This is a genomic window from Streptomyces yangpuensis (assembly GCF_024666385.1).
GTDB lineage: Bacteria > Actinomycetota > Actinomycetes > Streptomycetales > Streptomycetaceae > Streptomyces > Streptomyces yangpuensis.
In genome coordinates this window covers 1,388,964-1,406,993 of record NZ_CP102514.1, presented here as the reverse complement: position 1 = coordinate 1,406,993, position 18,030 = coordinate 1,388,964, and the positions used below count along the sequence as shown (strand labels likewise).

The 18,030-nt window shown below is 71.7% G+C and carries 19 protein-coding genes and 1 pseudogene; 13 read left to right on the top strand and 7 right to left on the bottom strand.

Translation table 11 applies throughout. The features are described from left to right. Positions 1 to 35 precede the first annotated feature (35 nt). Positions 36 to 2,135: a primosomal protein N' gene (locus NRK68_RS06480; RefSeq protein ID WP_446459250.1), complete on the top strand. Its 2,100-nt coding sequence runs from the start codon at positions 36 to 38 to the stop codon at positions 2,133 to 2,135. Between the two features lie 217 nt (positions 2,136 to 2,352). Here the strand turns inward: NRK68_RS06480 and NRK68_RS06475 are convergent, their stop codons facing one another. Next, positions 2,353 to 2,934 carry a hypothetical protein gene (locus NRK68_RS06475; RefSeq protein WP_183067557.1) on the bottom strand — a complete coding sequence of 194 codons (582 nt, stop codon included), beginning with the start codon at positions 2,932 to 2,934 and terminating at the stop codon, positions 2,353 to 2,355. A 251-nt stretch (positions 2,935 to 3,185) separates the two neighbouring features. On the opposite strand from NRK68_RS06475, the gene fmt reads away from it, so the two are divergent. From fmt to NRK68_RS06455, 5 genes and pseudogenes are all read left to right on the top strand, one after another. Further along, on the top strand, positions 3,186 to 4,130 hold the full coding sequence (gene fmt / locus NRK68_RS06470) for a methionyl-tRNA formyltransferase (protein ID WP_183067556.1): 945 nt from the start codon (positions 3,186 to 3,188) through the stop codon (positions 4,128 to 4,130). Between the two features lie 181 nt (positions 4,131 to 4,311). Beyond that, entirely contained in the window at positions 4,312 to 5,787 is a 1,476-nt protein-coding gene (locus NRK68_RS06465; protein WP_046780349.1) for an RsmB/NOP family class I SAM-dependent RNA methyltransferase, read from the top strand. A 204-nt stretch (positions 5,788 to 5,991) separates the two neighbouring features. Continuing rightward, a pseudogene (locus NRK68_RS36915) lies at positions 5,992 to 6,105 on the top strand (DUF6507 family protein); the annotation flags it as partial. Further along, positions 6,102 to 6,611 carry a hypothetical protein gene (locus NRK68_RS06460; protein ID WP_257855314.1) on the top strand — a complete coding sequence of 170 codons (510 nt, stop codon included), beginning with the start codon at positions 6,102 to 6,104 and terminating at the stop codon, positions 6,609 to 6,611. The pseudogene NRK68_RS36915 and the gene NRK68_RS06460, both read left to right, overlap by 4 nt. 94 nt (positions 6,612 to 6,705) lie before the next feature. Continuing rightward, positions 6,706 to 7,125, top strand: a complete 420-nt coding sequence (locus NRK68_RS06455) for a hypothetical protein (protein ID WP_257855313.1) — start codon at positions 6,706 to 6,708, stop codon at positions 7,123 to 7,125. Positions 7,126 to 7,592: 467 nt separating this feature from the next. Here the strand turns inward: NRK68_RS06455 and NRK68_RS06450 are convergent, their stop codons facing one another. After that, positions 7,593 to 7,874 (bottom strand): hypothetical protein, encoded by a 282-nt coding sequence (locus NRK68_RS06450; RefSeq protein WP_257855312.1) that lies wholly within the window; start codon positions 7,872 to 7,874, stop codon positions 7,593 to 7,595. A 114-nt stretch (positions 7,875 to 7,988) separates the two neighbouring features. Between NRK68_RS06450 and NRK68_RS06445 the strand changes: the two genes are divergently transcribed. The 6 genes from NRK68_RS06445 to NRK68_RS06420 all read left to right on the top strand — a co-directional run bounded on the left by NRK68_RS06445 (position 7,989) and on the right by NRK68_RS06420 (position 13,125). After that, positions 7,989 to 8,483 carry a hypothetical protein gene (locus tag NRK68_RS06445; RefSeq protein WP_257855311.1) on the top strand — a complete coding sequence of 165 codons (495 nt, stop codon included), beginning with the start codon at positions 7,989 to 7,991 and terminating at the stop codon, positions 8,481 to 8,483. Between the two features lie 1,477 nt (positions 8,484 to 9,960). After that, on the top strand, positions 9,961 to 10,647 hold the full coding sequence (gene rpe, locus NRK68_RS06440; protein ID WP_046780343.1) for a ribulose-phosphate 3-epimerase: 687 nt from the start codon (positions 9,961 to 9,963) through the stop codon (positions 10,645 to 10,647). Between the two features lie 138 nt (positions 10,648 to 10,785). Then, positions 10,786 to 11,802 (top strand): sugar-binding transcriptional regulator, encoded by a 1,017-nt coding sequence (locus NRK68_RS06435; RefSeq protein ID WP_030964475.1) that lies wholly within the window; start codon positions 10,786 to 10,788, stop codon positions 11,800 to 11,802. Between the two features lie 150 nt (positions 11,803 to 11,952). Beyond that, on the top strand, positions 11,953 to 12,174 hold the full coding sequence (locus tag NRK68_RS06430; RefSeq protein ID WP_030036649.1) for a CarD family transcriptional regulator: 222 nt from the start codon (positions 11,953 to 11,955) through the stop codon (positions 12,172 to 12,174). 49 nt (positions 12,175 to 12,223) lie between these two features. Then, on the top strand, positions 12,224 to 12,712 hold the full coding sequence (locus NRK68_RS06425) for a guanyl-specific ribonuclease (protein WP_257855308.1): 489 nt from the start codon (positions 12,224 to 12,226) through the stop codon (positions 12,710 to 12,712). Continuing rightward, on the top strand, positions 12,709 to 13,125 hold the full coding sequence (locus tag NRK68_RS06420) for a barstar family protein (protein ID WP_257855307.1): 417 nt from the start codon (positions 12,709 to 12,711) through the stop codon (positions 13,123 to 13,125). The genes NRK68_RS06425 and NRK68_RS06420 overlap by 4 nt, the downstream gene beginning before the upstream one ends. A gap of 302 nt (positions 13,126 to 13,427) precedes the next feature. On the opposite strand, the gene NRK68_RS36740 is transcribed toward NRK68_RS06420, so the two are convergent. The 5 genes from NRK68_RS36740 to NRK68_RS06400 all read right to left on the bottom strand — a co-directional run bounded on the left by NRK68_RS36740 (position 13,428) and on the right by NRK68_RS06400 (position 16,909). Then, on the bottom strand, positions 13,428 to 13,898 hold the full coding sequence (locus NRK68_RS36740) for a group II truncated hemoglobin (protein ID WP_183067546.1): 471 nt from the start codon (positions 13,896 to 13,898) through the stop codon (positions 13,428 to 13,430). Beyond that, positions 13,895 to 14,224: a putative quinol monooxygenase gene (locus NRK68_RS36735; RefSeq protein WP_030036642.1), complete on the bottom strand. Its 330-nt coding sequence runs from the start codon at positions 14,222 to 14,224 to the stop codon at positions 13,895 to 13,897. Before NRK68_RS36735 ends, NRK68_RS36740 begins: the two co-directional genes overlap by 4 nt. A gap of 72 nt (positions 14,225 to 14,296) precedes the next feature. Next, a complete protein-coding gene (abmR, locus tag NRK68_RS06410; RefSeq protein ID WP_183067545.1) occupies positions 14,297 to 14,806 on the bottom strand; it encodes an ATP-binding transcription factor AbmR in 510 nt (169 codons plus the stop codon). 55 nt (positions 14,807 to 14,861) lie between these two features. Continuing rightward, positions 14,862 to 16,613, bottom strand: coding sequence for an FAD-dependent oxidoreductase (locus NRK68_RS06405; protein ID WP_257855306.1), 1,752 nt, complete (start codon positions 16,611 to 16,613; stop codon positions 14,862 to 14,864). Next, positions 16,610 to 16,909: a UBP-type zinc finger domain-containing protein gene (locus NRK68_RS06400; protein WP_257855305.1), complete on the bottom strand. Its 300-nt coding sequence runs from the start codon at positions 16,907 to 16,909 to the stop codon at positions 16,610 to 16,612. Before NRK68_RS06400 ends, NRK68_RS06405 begins: the two co-directional genes overlap by 4 nt. Before the next feature lie 261 nt (positions 16,910 to 17,170). Here NRK68_RS06400 and NRK68_RS06395 point away from each other — a divergent pair, with 261 nt between their 5' ends. Beyond that, positions 17,171 to 17,995, top strand: a complete 825-nt coding sequence (locus tag NRK68_RS06395; protein ID WP_030964488.1) for a type 1 glutamine amidotransferase domain-containing protein — start codon at positions 17,171 to 17,173, stop codon at positions 17,993 to 17,995. Positions 17,996 to 18,030 lie beyond the last annotated feature (35 nt).

The window sequence follows — 18,030 nt, the reverse complement described above, 5'->3', positions numbered from 1 at the left end:
CCCGCATGTCAGAGCGATTTGGTAAGAATGCTGATGTGAGCAGCGCGAATGATTCCCCGCCGGAGCAGCTCGCACTGATCCGGGAGATGGTCGCCGAGGCGAAGGCCAAGGCGCCCAAGGCGAAGCCGCGTACCTGGCGGGGAGCCGCCCTGGCCGAGGAACTGCCCGTCGCCCGCGTCCTGGTGAACAAGGGCGTGCTCCATCTCGACCGCACCTTCGACTACGCCGTGCCCGCCGAGCTCTCCGAAGCCGCCCGGCCCGGTGTCCGCGTCCGCGTCCGCTTCGGCGCCGGCTCCCACCAGGTCCACGGAGGCAGACGCGAGGGCGGCGGCCTCATCGACGGCTTCATCGTCGAACGCCGCGCCGAGTCCGACTACAACGGCGCCCTCGCCGCCCTCGCCCAGGTCGTCTCGCCCGAGGTCGTGCTCAGCCCCCGCATGCTCGCCCTCGCCCGCGCCGTCGCCGACCGCTACGCCGGCAGCCTCGCCGACGTGCTCCAGCTCGCCCTGCCCCCGCGCAACGCCCGCGCCGAGGCCAAACCCTCCCCGCAGCCACTGCCGCCGCCCGCCGCCCCCGAGCCCGGCGGCTGGGAACGGTACGCGGCCGGCCCCGGCTTCCTGCGCGCCCTCGCCACCGGCGGCACACCGCGCGCCGTGTGGACCGCCCTGCCCGGCCCCGGCTGGGCCGACGAACTCGCCCGCGCCATGGCCGCCACCCTCGCCTCCGGACGCGGCGCCCTCGCCGTGCTCCCCGACGGGCGGACCGCCGGCCGGGTGGACGCCGCCCTGACCGCCCTGCTCGGCGAAGGACGGCACGCCCTGCTGACCGCCGAGTCCGGACCCGAGAAGCGCTACCGCCAGTGGCTCGCCGTCCACCGGGGCTCCGTCCGCGCCGTCATCGGCACCCGGGCCACGATGTTCGCTCCCGTCCGCGACCTCGGACTGGTCGCGATCTGGGACGACGGCGACTCCAGCCACAGCGAGGACCGCGCCCCCTTCCCGCACGTCCGCGAAGTACTCGAACTGCGCGCCGTCAGCGACGGCTGCGCCTTCCTCGCCGGCAGCACCAGCTGCACCGTGGAGGCCGCGCAGCTCGTCGAGTCCGGCTGGGCCCGCCCGATCGTCGCCGCCCGCGAGACCGTACGGGCCCACGCGCCCCGGATCCGCACCGTCGGCGACGAGCTGCTGGCCCGCGACGAGGCGGCCCGCGCCGCCCGGCTGCCCAGCCTGGCGTGGGAGACCGTACGGGAGGGACTGAAGACCGGGCCCGTCCTCGTCCAGGTGCCCCGCCGGGGCTACGTGCCACGGCTGGCATGCGAGCGCTGCCGGACACCCGCCCGCTGCACCGTCTGCGCCGGACCGCTGGAGGCCCCCGACGAACGGGACCTCACCTGCGGCTGGTGCGGCCGCGACGAGCCGTCCTGGCACTGCGAGGAATGCGGGTCCTTCCGACTGCGCGCCCAGGTCGTCGGCGCCCGGCGCACCGCCGAGGAACTGGGCCGGGCCTTCCCGGCCGTGCCCGTGCGGACCTCCGGCCGCGACCACGTCCTCGACGAGGTGCCGGACCGGCCCGCGCTCGTCGTGAGCACCCCCGGCGCCGAACCCGTCGCGGCGGGCACCGGATACGCCGCCGCCCTGCTCCTCGACGGCTGGGCCATGCTGACCCGCCCCGACCTGCGGGCCGGCGAGGACGCCCTGCGGCGCTGGATCGCCGCCGCCTCCCTCGTCCGCGCGGACGGCCAGGTCGTGGTGGTCGCCGAGCCGACACTGCGCCCCGTACAGGCGCTCGTCCGGTGGGACCCGGTGGGCCACGCCGTACGGGAGCTCGCGGAGCGGGCCCAGCTCGGCTTCCCGCCCGTCTCCCGGATGGCCGCGGTCGCCGGGCGGGGCGAAGCCGTGGAGACCTTCCTCGCCGGGGCCGGGCTGCCGCCCGACGCCGAGATCCTCGGCCCGGTGCCGCTGCCCGGACGGCGCGGGGAGCCGTCGCCGGGGGAGCGGGCCCTGGTCCGGGTCCCGCCGGGCAGCGGAGCCGCCCTGGCGGCGGCTCTGAAGTCCGCGCAGGCGGCGCGCCTGGCCCGCGGTGTTCCCGTGGCGGACGCGGTACGGGTCCGGATCGACCCGGCGGACATCGGCTGACACGGGCAGACGTCGCCCGTCGGCTGACAGCGCCCCGGTGGACCCCGGCGTACCCGGGTGGACCCCGGTGGGCCCCGGTAGACCCCGGCGGATACCGGTGGGCCCGAACGCCGAAGCCCCGGCGGGGAGCCCGTGAGGGCGTCCCGGCCGGGGCCATCGCATGCGGGGCGGCCCGGAGCCGGCCGTCGGGGGTCGGCGTCCCGGCGGCGGGACGGCGTCAGCCGCTGCGCGGCCCCGGGAAGGCAGGGGACCGCGGAACCTCCCCGAGGCCGCGTACGGGAGGACCTCCGGCAGTGGCGGTGGCGGTGGCGGTAGCGGTGGCGGTGGCGGCCTGGGCCTCCTCGCGCACCGGCTGCGGCGGCACCGAACGGGCGGCCGGGACGGTGGGCAGCGGCCCGAGGGTCCGGGTGGTCGTCCCCTCGGCCAGCGGCTCGGCGGCCTCCGCGGACTGCGCCCGGCGGGCACCGTAGCGGCGGTGCACCGCCTGCTTGGTGACACCGAGCGCCGAGCCGACCGCGTCCCACGAGAAGCCGAGCGAGCGGTCGAAGTCCACCGCGGCGGTGACCAGCGTCTCCACGCTGTCCCGCAGCTCCTGGGCGAGGCGGACGGTGGGCGCGGGCGCCCGGCCGTAGACGACGAAGCCCGTGGAGGGGCCCGAGCGACGCGGGCGGTACACGTTGCCGAGCTGGGCGGTGAGCGTACGCAGGGCATCCACCTGCCGGCGAACCCGCTCGATGTCCCGTACCAGGAGGTGCAGGCTGGCCCGGGCTTGGGCGTCGTGGGTGGCGTGGTCGGCCATGAAGAAGCCTCTCGAACCGGTGCTGAAGGGCGGACCGGGCCGCAGACATCGTTCGCACGCGGCCCGTTTCGGTCAATCTCTCTTGACCAACGCGCCACCCGTCGTGCAGGTCACGCTGTGGGGGCGTGTCGGCATATGCGAGTGGCGCGCGCGTGTACGCACGCCCCCTCCGGACCACGGGTGGGGCGTCCGGCTGACGCCCCATAGACTGGTGCGCTGCTGACAGCCGACATAGCGAGGTAGGACCCCCAGTGAAGCTCGTCTTCGCAGGCACCCCCGAGGTCGCCGTACCCGCCCTGGACGCCCTGATCGCCTCCGGGCGGCACGAGGTCGCGGCCGTCGTCACCCGGCCCGACGCACCGGCCGGCCGCGGCCGGCGGCTCGTCGCCAGCCCGGTCGCCGAACGCGCCGAAGAGGCCGGCATCGAGGTCCTCAAGCCCACCCGGCCGCGCGACCCCGAGTTCCAGGCCCGGCTGCGCGACATCGCCCCCGACTGCTGCCCGGTCGTCGCCTACGGGGCCATCCTCCCCAAGAGCGCCCTCGACATCCCGCGCCACGGCTGGGTCAACCTGCACTTCTCCCTGCTGCCCTCCTGGCGCGGAGCCGCCCCCGTCCAGCACTCGATCATGGCGGGCGACCAGCTCACCGGCGCCTCCACCTTCCAGATCGAGGAAGGCCTGGACTCGGGTCCGGTCTACGGCGTCCTCACCGAGGAGATCCGGCCCACCGACAACAGCGGCGACCTGCTGACGCGGCTCGCGTTCGCCGGCGCCGGACTCCTCGCCGCCACCATGGACGGCATCGAGGACGGCACCCTGCGCGCCGTCGCCCAGCCCGGCGACGGGATCTCCCTCGCACCCAAGATCACGGTGGAGGACGCCCGGATCGACTGGACGGCCCCCGCCCTGCGCGCCGATCGCGTCGTGCGCGGCTGCACGCCGGCCCCGGGCGCGTGGACCGTCTTCCGTGGGGAGCGGCTCAAGCTGATCTCGCTGGGCATGGTCGCCGACCGCACCGACCTGGAGCCGGGTGCGCTGTCCGCCACCAAGAACAACGTCCACGTCGGCACCGGCTCGCACGCCGTCGAGCTGCTCTGGGTCCAGCCGCAGGGCAAGAAGCCGATGCGGGCGGCCGACTGGGCGCGCGGGGTGCGGATCGCCCCCGGCGAGCGGCTCGGCGGGGCCGACGTAGGCTGAACAGTGCGGCACGGTGCGCCGTGCCGTGCCGCCCGCGACACGCCTGCCTCCGCACCTGCGCACCCCCGACCCCCGCCCTCCCGGCGGCCGCACCACTCGTAGCACCTCGCGGGCACCTCGTAGCACCTCGCAAACACCTCGCAGCATTTCGTAGCACTCGTACATCCGGAGCACCTTTCACGTGAGCGAACAGCCCCGTCAGCCCCGCCGCAGGCCCGCCCCCGCAGGAGCGGGCGGCAAGCAGGCCAAGCCGTACCGCCGGCCCCAGAAGGACCCCGTCCGGATGCTGGCCTTCGAGGTGCTGCGGGCGGTGGACGAACGCGACGCCTACGCCAACCTCGTCCTGCCGCCGCTGCTCAGGAAGGCCCGCCAGGACGAGAAGTTCCAGGCGCGCGACGCGGCGCTGGCCACCGAACTGGTCTATGGGACGCTGCGCCGCCAGGGCACCTACGACGCGGTCATCAAGGCCTGCATCGACCGCCCCCTGCGCGAGGTGGACCCGCCGGTCCTGGACGTCCTATCCCTCGGTGCCCACCAGCTCCTGGGCACCCGGATCCCCACCCACGCGGCCGTCTCGGCGAGCGTGGAGCTGGCCCGGGTGGTGCTCGGGGACGGGCGCGCCAAGTTCGTCAACGCCGTACTGCGGAAGATCGCCGCGCACGACCTGGACGGCTGGCTGGAGCGGGTCGCGCCGCCGTACGAGGAGGACGCCGAGGAGCACCTCGCCGTCTACCACTCGCACCCCAGATGGGTCGTCAGCGCCCTGTGGGACGCGCTGGGCGGCGGACGCGCCGGGATCGAGGACCTGCTGGAGGCCGACAACGAGCGGCCCGAGGTGACCCTGGTCGCCCGGCCGGGCCGGTCCACCCCGCAGGAACTGCTGGAGGCCGTCGGCGAGGAGTCGGCGCTCCCCGGCCGCTGGTCGCCGTACGCCGTCCGGATGGCCGAGGGCGGCGAACCGGGCGCGCTGGAGGCGGTGCGGGAGGGCCGCGCCGGCGTCCAGGACGAGGGCAGCCAGCTGGTGGCGATGGCCCTCGCGGCCGTACCCGTCGAGGGCCGTGACGAGCGCTGGCTCGACGGCTGCGCCGGCCCGGGCGGCAAGGCGGCCCTGCTCGGCGCGCTCGCGGCCGAGCGCGGGGCTTTCCTGCTGGCCTCGGAGAAGCAGCCGCACCGGGCCCGGCTGGTGGAGCGGGCCCTCGCGGGCAACCCGGGCCCGTACCAGGTCATCACGGCGGACGGCACCCGCCCGGCGTGGCGGCCGGGTTCCTTCGACCGCGTCCTGATGGACGTGCCGTGCTCCGGCCTCGGCGCACTGCGCCGCCGCCCGGAGGCCCGCTGGCGGCGTCGCCCCGAGGACCTGGAGGGCTTCGCGCCGCTCCAGCGCGGGCTGCTGCGGCAGGCCCTGACGGCGGTGCGGGTCGGCGGGGTCGTCGGCTACGCGACGTGCTCCCCGCACCTGGCGGAGACCCGGGTCGTGGTGGACGACGTCCTCAAGGGCCGCGGCGCCGGCAACGCACCGGTGTCCGCCGAACTCATCGACGCCCGGCCGTTCATGGCGGGCGTCCCCGCCCTGGGCGACGGCCCGGACGTCCAGCTCTGGCCCCACCTGCACGGCACGGACGCGATGTACCTGGCCCTGCTGCGCCGCACGGCGTAGCGCACGACCCGGGCACCACGCCCCGAAGCCCCCCGCGACGACCTCCGCCGCGGGGGGTTTCGCATACCTGCGGGGTGAAACGGCCAGGGAGCCGGTCCGTGCTCTGTCGCAACTCCGTGACAGCGGCCGGCCCGAGGCCGGAACGACCCACATTCACTTTGCAGACAGCCAGTTCCTTCCCCGCCGGACGGGTCCACCACCGGTGCGCGCCTGGCCACCGAGGAGTACGTCAAGGGCGACCTGCAGATGGCGAAGAACAAGCAGGAGGAGTACGCCAAGGCTCCGACCGCGGAAGAGCTGAAGGGCCCCAAGAAGTGATCGACGTCGGGAAGATACCGACCTTCACCGGCAACCTGGGGACCCTGGAGACGCACGCGGCCGCACTGAAGACGACCGCCTCCGGCATCCGCGGCACGGGCAAGGACGTGCACAGCGCCTTCCAGGCGCTGGACGCCCTGGAGTCCGTCAGCGGTGCGCTGACGAGCTTCGCGACGAGCGCCCGGCCGCTGGTCGCCAAGATGAAGCAACTTCGCGTGGATGCGGAGAAGTTCGTCGCCGACCACAAGAACGACGAGGACTGCCAGCAGGACCAGGGCAAGATCGACGAGAACGCTGGTGCGCGAGGTCGGTGTGACGTGGGTGGCGTTCCATGGCGTCGAGTGCGACGCCGCCAACAAGATCACCACCCTGGTCTTGGGGTACGGCCGACGAGCGCGAGTACACGGGTCTGCGCACGGCGGGAGTGGACGAAGGACAACGTCGGCAGCGACTTGGAGGGCTTCTTCGTCGACGGCGTCTGGGGCACCCTTCCAGGACGGGACTGACCACGGGTTCGAAGGGTATTTCGACCCGATCACCGGTGACGCGAAGACCATTTACTCGCTCATGCCGAAGTAGGCAAGAAGGAGAAACAGAGCAGTGATCCGCACCAAGTACTACGTCGAGGACGCCTTCGGGGTCCCGTCCTTCTCGGGCCCTGCGGAGCTGAACATCCTGGGGCAGTGGGTCACGGCCGACATCCAGCTCTCGCCGTTGTCCGTCCTGGAGGCGATCGACCTGGTCGCCGAGGCCAAGGCCAATCCGCGATTCACGCCGGAGGACCTGGACGGCAACGCGCACACCGTCACCATCAGCCCGCAGGGCGTGAGGGTGGAGAACTATTTCGTCGAGCACGTTCAGGGCGAATACACGCTCGACGATGCCTTCCGCGTGCTGGTCGACTTCTGGGACTACTGCTGCGTGGCGAATCCTCAGAAGGCCGACTCGCGACGCCGCGAGTACGTCGCGGAGTACGGTCTCGATCCGCTTGCCGGAATCCGCGACTATCTCGGGGCGTGACCGCCCAGCCCTGACGTCCGCCCCGAGCGGCCCCCGGCTACGAGTACGCCGACCCGCAGGGCAACAAGCGTGTCGTCGGCCACGACGGCACCATCCGCGACGAGCACGGCAACGTCGTCCCCGACACCGAGCCCGTCCGGGAGCCGCACAAGGACGATTTGCCCAGCACCCACGAGCCCGCCCCGGCCAGAGAACGCATCCTCGAAGGCGCAGGCGGCCCCAGCCGAGCGGAGAGCTCCACGGGCCACCCGACGGGTGACAGCCGGCACACCGGTGGTCCCCCGGCACCGCACGCCGGGCACGATCCGTCGGGCGGCGGCTCTCATGCACCGACCTCGCCCGTCGGTGGGCGCGGCGGAGGCGCACACGACGGCGCAGGGCACGCGACGGGTGGGCACCACGAGCCGCCAGGCTTGGGCCACGGGCCTGGTTCGGACGCACCCCGCACTCCCACCGGCCCGGGCGAACTACCGTCCCGCGACGGCGGCGCCGGTGGTACGCCGGGACACGGCGGCGACGAGAGTGCCGGAAACGTAGGAGGCGGGAACGAGACTCCCGTCAACAAACACCCCCTGGGTACGCCGGAGAACTCCCACCCGGTGGCCGATGTCCAGCAGGCCGACTTCATGAAGAGCCAGAGTGAACTCGACGGGATCAGCAGGAAGAAGAAAATAGGCGCGGTTGGCCGCGGGATCGAGGTAAACGGTCAGAAATGCAATCCGGAAGCGCCTCTGCTTCACGAAGGTCATGGCTGCATCGAGTACATGCCCGACGGTACGACGCGCATGCCCAATGCTCTCTTTTGTCAAGGTGTACCCCAACGGCAAGGTCCACGGCTCCCCGACCACGAGACAGGAATCACGATGAGTTTCTCGATTCAGGCAGGCTGCCCGGCCGTTCGGAAGTGTGAATCCGCTGCCGACATGGCTGACGCGGTCGGTGAGATGTACTCCTCCGAGGCCGAGGACGCCATTCTTGTGTGGAATATGGTGCCGGTCCGCGTGCCGTACGGCTATGACCTCGCGGCCCTTCTGGACGACTTGGTGCCGCTTCTTGAGGAAATTCAGCAGACGGATTTTGCGGAGACGGGAGTCTTCTGGGGGTCCGACACATTCTCGGCCGAATGGAAGATTGCCCGGGAAGGTGATTCCCTGAGGATTCAAGCATGCTGGCACAGCACGCTGGGCAACTATGAATCCCTGCTCGCCGAGCGGGGTGATGTGGTGGTCGACGCGCAGGTATTCGCGAGCGAGTGGGCGAAGGTACTGCGGCGGATCGTGGCCGATATCGAGGCGGAGTCCGTGCAGTTGGACGACGACGACATCTTCCTCCGGGCGAAGGCCCTGATCAGGGCCTGAGCCGGCACTGCGGTGAAGCGTTCGTCGAGGCCGTGGGTTCCGGTCGCGCCCAAGCCTCGGCGGACGATTGGTCCGGTCAGACGGCCGGGACCGCAGCTGAACCAACGGAGGAACCTCGGCCCACCTGTTGATGTGCCTTGACCGACCGTCCCGCCCCGGAAATCCGAAAGACTGCCGGGAAACCCCCAAAGGAACGGGCCGGGGGGAGACAGAGACAGACGGGGAGGCCGGAAGGCCCGGGCGAAGCCCGGTGCGCCCCCAATCGCTACGCGCTCCTGTCGGAGGGCGTCTGCAAGCCTCTTGGGCTGGACATAGGCCGCCTGCAATCGCTACGCGCTCCTCGAAGACGGCGTCTGCGGGCCTCTGTGGCTGGTCATAGGCCGCCCACATTCGCTACGTGCTCCTGCCGGGAGGCGTCTGCGAGCCCCTTGGGCCGGTCATAGGCCGCGACAGATCACTGGGTGCTTCTCGAAGACGGCGAGTGCGAGCCCCAGGGGTCGGGCAGGGGCCGCCATCGATCGCTACGCGCTCCTCCGAGAGGGCGTCGCCGCCAGTTGGGGGCTGATCGGGGCGAATGGGAGGCTCGAAGGGCGGATCCATCGGCTCAGCCGAACTCAATCCCCGTCAGGGTGACCGTGAGATCCCATCCACGCGCACAGACACGGGCAATTGGGGCATATTGAAGCCTCTTTGAGGTGCCTACCCTCTCAGACCCGGATGGGATTCGCCTCAGCCGTCATCTGCCGCTTTTCCAGTCCCCGACAGCCCGCAGGCGCCATCTGTGGGAGCCCATTCCGGCCCCTGCGGCCTGTGAGCCACCCCTGACGGTCTGCGGACGCGTGATCGAGAAGCGCGTAGCGATCGATGGCGGCCTATGACCAGCCACAGGGACTCGCAGACGCCTTCCGACAGGAGCGCGTAGCGAATGTGGGCGGCCTATGCCCAGCCCACGGGGCTCGCACTCGCCGTCAGGCAGGAGCGCGTAGCGATTAGTGGCGGCCTATGTCCAGCCAGGGGCTCGCAGTCGCCGTCGGGCAGGAGCGCGTAGCGATTGTGGGCGTACCGGGCTTCGCCCGCGCAGGGCACCGTCCCTTAGGTGTCTTGCTCCCCCGGCCCGTTCCATTGGGGGTTTCCCGGCAGTCTTTCGGATTTCCGGGGCGGGACGGTCGGTCAAGGGTGGAGCGCAGCGACATCGCGAAGCGACGCGACGAAGGAGCGCCCTTGACGGGCCGGCACGACACGGAGAGACGATGGGACTGACGGAAAACCCTCATACCCACTCTGGCAAGGCTCGGGGGGCTCCCGCCCCTACACCACCGCTCCGCCCCGTCCTGGCTCGGGGTCGTGCTCGGCTCGGGCTGAAGGGGATCTGTAAGGGTGGCTTAAGGGTATTCCGGTCTTCCTTTAGCGTCGCTGTGTGCGTCCCGACTTGCGGGGTCGTGGCCGGAAGAGGCCGGAGGCATGGCAGGCTTGGGGCATGGCCGCTCAGATTTATCCCAGCATCCTGTCCGCCGACTTCGCCCGTCTCGCCGAGGAGGCGAAGGCCGTCGAGGGGGCCGACTGGCTGCATGTCGACGTCATGGACAACCATTTCGTCCCGAACCTCACCCTCGGCGTGCCGGTCGTGGAGTCCTTGAGCCGGGCCACGGACATCCCGCTGGACCTGCACCTGATGATCGAGAACCCGGACCGCTGGGCTCCGCAGTACGTGGAGGCGGGCGCGGGCTCGGTCACCTTCCACGCCGAGGCCGCGGCGGCGCCCGTACGCCTCGCGCGCGAGATCCGGGCCAAGGGGGCGCGGGCCTCCATGGCGCTCAAGCCCGCGACGCCGATCGAGCAGTACGAGGACATCCTTCCCGAGCTCGACATGCTGCTGATCATGACGGTCGAGCCCGGCTTCGGCGGCCAGCCCTTTCTCGACATCATGCTCCCCAAGATCCGCCGTACCCGGGAGCTGATCGCCAAGCACGGTCTGGAGCTGTGGCTCCAGGTCGACGGCGGGGTGTCGGCCTCCACCATCGAGCGCTGCGCCGAGGCCGGCGCGGACGTCTTCGTGGCGGGCAGCGCGGTCTACGGGGCGGTCGATCCGGCGGCCGCCGTCCGCACGCTGCGTGACCAGGCGGGTGCGGCGATCGCAGCGGCGCCGTGGGCTTGTGACCACTGAGCCGAGCGTTGATGAACAGCTCGGTGAACGGGAGCTGTCCAGGCTGATCAACGGCCGTCGGATCTGACAGGATGAACGACGAGTCGAGAGTGTGAACACGAGAGTGTGAACAGCAGTGAGGAGAACGCGGTGTCTGCAATGTCGGCGGGACGGTCAGCCCTGCGGATGGGACCCGCGGAGCTGGTGCAGGCGGCGGCCATGGCGCGCCGCTTCTACCTGGAGGGCAAGTCCAAGATCCAGATCGCCGAGGAGTTCGGCGTGAGCCGCTTCAAGGTGGCCAGGGTGCTGGAGACCGCCCTCGAACGCGACCTCGTACGCATCGAGATCCGGGTGCCGGCCGAGCTCGACGCCGAGCGGTCGGACGCGCTCCGGGCCCGGTACGGGCTCCGGCACGCCGTCGTGGTGGAGTCGCCCGCCGACACCACCGAGGACGCCCCGGACCCGGAGAACCTGGGCGCGGTCGCCGCCGACCTGCTGGGCGAACTGGTCAGCGAGGGCGACGTACTGGGCCTCGCGTGGGGCCGGTCGACCATCCACATGGCGGCGTCCCTGCACCGCCTCCCGCAGTGCACCGTGGTCCAGCTGACCGGCGTGTACGACGCGGGGACGGCGGAGCGCGGCTCGGTGGAGGCCGTACGCAGGGCCGCTCAGGTCTCGGGCGGCGACGCGCACCCGATCTACGCGCCCATGCTGCTCCCCGACCCGGCGACGGCGGCCGCGCTGCGCAGCCAGACCGGGATCGCCCGCGCCTTCGACTACTTCGACAAGGTGACGGTCGCGGCCGTCTCCATCGGTTCGTGGGAGCCGGGCATCTCGACCGTCCACGACATGCTGACGGACGAGGAGCGGGCGCACTACGCCTCGCTGGGTGTCGCGGCCGAGATGTCCGCCCACCTCTTCGACGCCGAGGGCCGGCGGGTCGGCCGGGACCTCGGCGAGCGGTGCATCACGGTCGAGGCGGACCGGCTGCGGCGGATCCCCGAGGTCGTGGCGATCGCGGGCGGGCTGCGCAAGGCCTCCGCGATCGGCGCGGTGCTGCGGTCGGGGCTGGTGACCAGCCTGGTCACGGACACGGCGGTCGCCGACTACCTGCTGACCGAGTCGGCTCCGGGGCTGCGGCCGGCGCTGGACCGGGCCGACCCCGACGACCTGTAGGGCGTACGGGGCGCCGCCGGCGGACGCCCCGACGGGCATCCCGAGGGACACCACGTCGGAGGCGCCGACGGGGTGGATGGTGCGGATGGTGCCGGGATCGAGACCTGAAGGGCGGCCGCGAGGCGGCCCGCTGGGCGCATACTGGCTCCGATGACAAAATCAGCAGTGCCTCGCCGCCATTTGCCGTCCAGCCCGTTCAAAGCCCCCGTGGAACAGCCCATCCGGCAGTTCAACGTCGGCGACCGGGTCACCCACGACGAGCACGGTCTCGGCCGTGTCGTCGGAATCGAGGAGGGGATCGCCGTTCTCGTCGACTTCGGTTCGGTCCAGAAGCGCATCCTGAGTCCCTACAGCAAGATGGCCGCTCTCTGACGCGACCGAGCGATTCGCGGGCGAATCGGATATTTGACACGATCGGCGCATGATCTTCCGGAACGTGCCCCGATGGTTGCTGCGTTCGCTGGGGGCCGTGTTCCTCTGTGTCGTGCTCGTCGCCGTGGCGGGCTGTGGCGCGCGGGGACCCGGCCCCGCCGTCGCCAGTGGCAGTGCCGACCGCGGTGCGACTCCCAGCGGGGCCGCCGCCCGTACGGACCCCGCCGGCGTTCCTGACGCCGTTCCCGGCTGGGCGCGGGGGATGGCCGTCGTACGGGCCGACGCGCTGCCGCGGCAGGCGCGGGACGTCCTCGCGCTGATCGACAAGGGCGGCCCGTACCCGTACCGGCAGGACGGCACCGTCTTCGGGAACTTCGAGAAGGTCCTGCCGCGCCAGAAGCGCGGCTACTACCACGAGTTCACGGTGCGCACGCCGGGGGAGCGGGACCGCGGTGCCCGGCGGATCGTGACGGGTGAGGGCGGGGAGTTCTACTACACGGACGACCACTACGAGACCTTCAAGGCGGTTCTCCGATGACCCTTGAACCGCAGCCGCTCGCCCCGGCGCTCGCAGCCGCCGAGGAGGCGGGCTGGACGACCCTGCGGCTGGACCTGGACGGCGTACGGAGCAAGGCCGGGCTGATGGGGCGGTGCGGGGAGGCCTTGCGGCTGCCGGAGTGGGTCGGCGGGAACTGGGACGCGCTCGCGGATGCGTTGCGGGATCTGTCCTGGTTGCCGGGGGCCGCGGGGCGGCTGGTGGCGGTGACCTCGTGGCGCGGGTACGCGGGGGCGCGGCCGGGGGAGTGGGAGACGTTCGTGGAGGTGCTGGAGGAGGCGGTGGATTTCTGGCGGGGGAGTGGGGACGGCGAGCCGGGGTTCGCGGTTGTACTGGCCGGGCCGGAGGCGGGGGCTCGTGACGGGGGCCCGCGCCTCGATCGCCGGCGGGACTGAAAGACTGCGGCTCCGCCCCCGGCCCCGCGCCTCGATCGCCGGCGGGGCTGGAGGGTGCGGCGGGGCTGGATGGTGCCGGCCGAGTGAAAGACCGGCGCTCCGCCCCTTGCCCCGCGTCTCGATCGCCGGCGGGGCTGGAGGGTGCGGCGGGGCTGGATGGTGCCGGCCGAGTGAAAGACCGCGGCTCCGCCCCCGGCCCCGCGTCTCGATCGCCGGCGGGGCTGGACGGTGCAGCTCGGCCGGGAGAGTGCCTCGGGCGGCCGGGGCACCGGGTGGGGTGGAGCCACCCGGTGCCGGCGTTCTCAGTCCGTCTTCGGGATCCAGGGCGGGGTCTGGCCCCAGGACCAGACCGGGATCTCGGCCGCGTCGACCGGTGGGGGGTTGGGGCCCGAGTAGATCAGGGCCATGCGGGTGCCCCACTCGATGTAGTAGGCGAACACCCCGCGGAACTCCGGGTCCGTCGGGAGGCCGACCTCGTCGGCCGTGTCCATCAGCAGGTCCACCCAGCGGCGGCGCTGCCGCTCGGTGATCGCCCGGCCCAGGTGCTTGGTGGCCATGTGTTGGTGGCCGCCGTGGTGGGCGGTGTAGTCCGCCGGGCCGCCGAAGACCTCCGACAGCCACACCGCGACGTGCTGGGGGTGCTCCGAGTCCATGCCCGCGAAGACCGGGGCCAGGATCTCGTCCTGGAGGGCGTGGGCGTAGAAGGCGTCGGTGAGGCGGTTCATCGCCTCCGCCCCGCCCATCCACTCGTAGATGGTGGGTGTGGTGCTCATCGCTGTCCGGCGCCCTTTCCCGTGCCCACGACGCCCGTCACGAGGTAGTGCTGCATCTCCTCGATGGCCGTCACGTAGGGGCGGATCGCGCTGAAGAAGGCCGGGAAGTGCTCCCCCTTGCGGAAGCCGCCCAGGTGCGCCTCGATCGAGGTCCAGCGGATCCGGAGGATGTAGCGCTCCTTCTCCTCCTCGCACCGGGCGAGTTCGTAGTCGATGCACTCGGGCGAGGCGGCCAGGGACTCGGCCGCCCGGGCGTACGCGTCCTCGAAGGCCTGCTGGTCGTCCAATGCGATCCGGTAGCGGATGTATTCGACGGTGGTCGTCATGGTGCGTACCTCTCCCTGGGTGTAGGTCCTGGCCAGCCTTACGCGATCACGCGGCGTCATGGGCCGGATTCGTCATTCGGACCCGGACTTCATGGAGTCGGTCGTGCCGGAGACGTCGGGACCCTGGGCGCGGACCCGGCCGACCTGGTCCAGGGAGTCGCGCAGTTCCGTCAGCCAGCTGTCGGTGTTGCGCCCTACGAGGCGGACGCACCAGGCCAGCGCGTCGGCCCGGCTGCGGGCGACGCCGCCGGCGACCAGGGTGTCGAGGACCTGGCGTTCGGACTGGCGCAGCCGGGTCATGACGGGGACGGCGAGGTGGGTGAAGAGCGTCGTCTCCTCACCCACCCGTACGCCCCAGGCGACCTTGCGGCGGTAGAGCTCCTCGGCCTCGCGGGCCACCTCGATGCGCTGTTCGCGGGTGCGTTCGCGGAACTCCCGTACCGACTCGGTCGCCGGGATGCTGCCGACGACCGTGATCTCCTCGCGGTCGGCGGTGACCGAGTCGAGGGACTCGTACACGTCGACCGGCAGGCGCTCGGCGAACCATGCGCGGAGCTGTTCGCTCTGTTCGGCTGTAATCATGTAATCAACGTTGCATCCGCCCGGGTCTTGATCGCAAGGACCGGGGTGTTCGCTCTCAGCCCATCGAGCGGTAGCGGTGGATCAGCGAGACGGCCATCGCCCCCTCGCCCACGCCCGAGGCGACGCGTTTGACCGAGTGGGCGCGGACGTCGCCCGCCGCGAAGACGCCGGGCACGCTCGTCTCCAGGGGGTAGGGCGCGCGCTCCAGGCTCCACTCGGCCGGGAGCTCGCCGCCGTTCGCGATCAGGTCCGAACCGGTGAGGACGAAGCCGTACTCGTCCCGATCGACGACGCCCGCGAGCCAGTCGGTGTGCGGGCGGGCCCCGATGAAGGTGAACATGAAGCGCGCCGGGATCTCGGTGTCGCGCACCGTCTGCGCGTCGTGGAGGGTCAGCCGTTCGAGGTGCTCCTCGCCGTCCAGCCGGACCACTGTGGTGCGGACCCTGACCTCGATGTTCGGGGTGCGTCCGATCTCGTCGATCAGGTAGCGGGACATGCTCGCGTCCAGGGAGGACGCGCGCACCAGGATCGTCACGCGGGCGGCGTACTTGGCGAAGTGCACGGCGGCCTGCCCCGCCGAGTTGGCCCCGCCCACGATGAACACGTGCTGGGAGATGCAGGCCGAGCTCTCGGTGGTCGCCGCGCCGTAGTAGAGGCCGGCCCCCTCGAAGCGGTCGGCGCCCGGCGCGTCGAGCCGGTTGTACGAGACGCCGGTCGCGAGCAGGACCGTCTCCGCGGAGATCTCCGTGCCGTCGGCGAGGGTGAGGATCTTCGCCGGGTCGTCGCGGGTCAGTGAGACCACCTCCACCGGGTGCAGGATCTCGGCGCCGAACCGGGAGGCCTGGATGGTCGCCCGGCGGGTCAGGTCGCCGCCCGAGAGGCCCGAGGGGAAGCCGAGGTAGTTCTCGATCAGGCTGGAGGTGCCGGCCTGGCCGCCCGGGGCGCGGGAGTCCAGCATCAGCGTGGACAGGCCCTCGGAGGCCGAGTAGACGCCGGCCGCCAGGCCCGCGGGGCCCGCGCCGACGATGACGCACTCGTAGTGCGGGCGGGAGGCGGTGGTGGCCAGGCCCAGGCGCTGGGCGAGCTGGGTGTCGGTCGGCGCCGAGAGCACCGACCCGTCCGGGAAGCGGACCAGGGGCAGGGCGCCGTCGGGCTGGGCGGCGATCAGCGTCAGCGCCTCGGGGTCCCGTTCGACGTTGAGGAAGCGGAACGGCTGGCCGTTGCGGGTGAAGAAGTCCCGCACGGCGTGGGTGCCGGGGGAGACCAGGTGGCCGACGACGATGATCCCGTCGTAGGCGGGCCGGTAGGTCGCCAGCCAGTCCGAGAGCAGGTCGTCCAGGACGGGGAAGAGCCGCTCGTGCGGCGGGTCCCACGGTTTGAGCAGGTAGTAGTCCAGCCGGACCCGGTTGATCGCGGTGATCGCCGCGTCGGTCTCGGCGTACGCGGTCAGCAGCACCCGGCGGGCGTCCGGGAAGCGGCTGACCGCCTCCAGCAGGAACTCGACGCCGGTCACGTCCGGCATGCGCTGGTCCACGAGGAACAGGGCCGGGTCGTGGCCCCGCTCGTCGAGGGAGTCCAGGATCTTCAGGGCGTCGGCGGCCGAGGAGGCGCCGAGGACCCGGTAGCGGTCGCCGTAGGCGCTGCGCAGGTCCCGGCGGACGGCGCGCAGCACCTGCGGGTCGTCGTCGACGGCCAGGATCACCGGCTTGCGGCTCTCCGCGCGCTCGGCGGCGCCCGGGGACGCGGCGGGCGTGGCGGGCGTGGCGGGAGCGGCGGGCGCGGGGGAACTCTCCCGGGCCGTGCTCATGCGGGGTCCAGCATCAGCTTGTCGGCGTAGCACCAGGCCCAGTCCTCGCCCGGCTCGTGCGAGGCCGCGATCGGGTGCTCGGTGCGCCGGTAGTGCCGGGTGGCGTGACGGTTCTTCGACGAGTCGCAGCACCCGACGTGTCCGCAGGTCAGGCACAGCCTCAGGTGCACCCAGGTGTCGCCGGCGAGGAGGCACTCCTCACAGCCCGCCGCGGTGGGCTCCACCGGGCGTATCCGATCGATGTGTGTGCACAGCAGATCCGTCGTCATCGTCGCCGTCCCTCTCCTCGTGCTCATGCTCGTCACAGCAACACGGCTCGCGCGCCCGCGATTCACGGCGCGTCCAGACCTTAGGTCGGGGCCCGCGAAATGGTTCACCGATTCGGCCGAAGTCAGGTAGTCCTGGAGGTACTTCATGACCTCCGCGAACGACTTCCTGAAGTGCTGCCGTCGCCCGTACCGCTACCTCACGAAGTCGCATGCCGGCGCTTTGACGAAGGCCCGGGGCCCGGCCAGTGTGGGGAACGCCAACGACAACAGGCGGCGCTGGAGGAATACGTGAGCAGAAAGATTCTGGTCATTGTCTCCGAACACGGTTACTGGGCCGAAGAACTGATAGGGCCCGTCTCGAAGTTCGACGAGCGGGGCTACGAGGTCATATTCGCCACGCCGACCGGGAAGCGTGCACACGCTCTTCCGCCGAGCCTCGACGCGAAGTACATCGACCCGCCCCTCGGACGCTCGGTGACCACCGAGGAGAACGCCAGGCTCGGGCGGGAGTTCGAACAGTCGAGCCGGCTGGACTCACCGCTCGACATCGAGGCGTGGGTGCCCGAGCGCCCGTACACGAGCGACGCGGCCTACCTGCCCAAGCTGGAGCAGTACCACCGCGACCTCGACAAACTTGACGCCGACATCGCCGGATACGACGCGGTCCTCATCGTCGGCGGCAGCGGCCCGATCGCCGACCTCGCCAACAACGAGCGCGTGCACGCCCTGATCCTGGCCTTCCGGAAGGCCGGCAAGGTCGTGGCCGCCGAGTGCTACGGGGTCGCCTGCCTGGCCTTCGCCCGGGACTGGGACGACCGCAGGAGCATCATCTGGGGCAAGCACGTGACCGGCCACTGCAAGGAGTACGACTACAAGGACGGCACCGGATTCCTCGGTACCGACTTCAACATGGGCCCGCCGCCGTATCCGCTGGAGTACATCCTGCGCGACGCGACGGGGCCGCGCGGCGCGTATCACGGGAACTTCGGCAAACCCGTCTCGGTGATCGTCGACTTCCCCTTCGTCACCGGACGTTCCACCCCCGACTCCTATCTGACGGGACAGAAGATCGTAGAGGTCCTGGAGGACGGGCTCACCCGATACGGCTGGTAGTCCCGGAAGGCAACGGGAAATCGAATGGTCGAGGG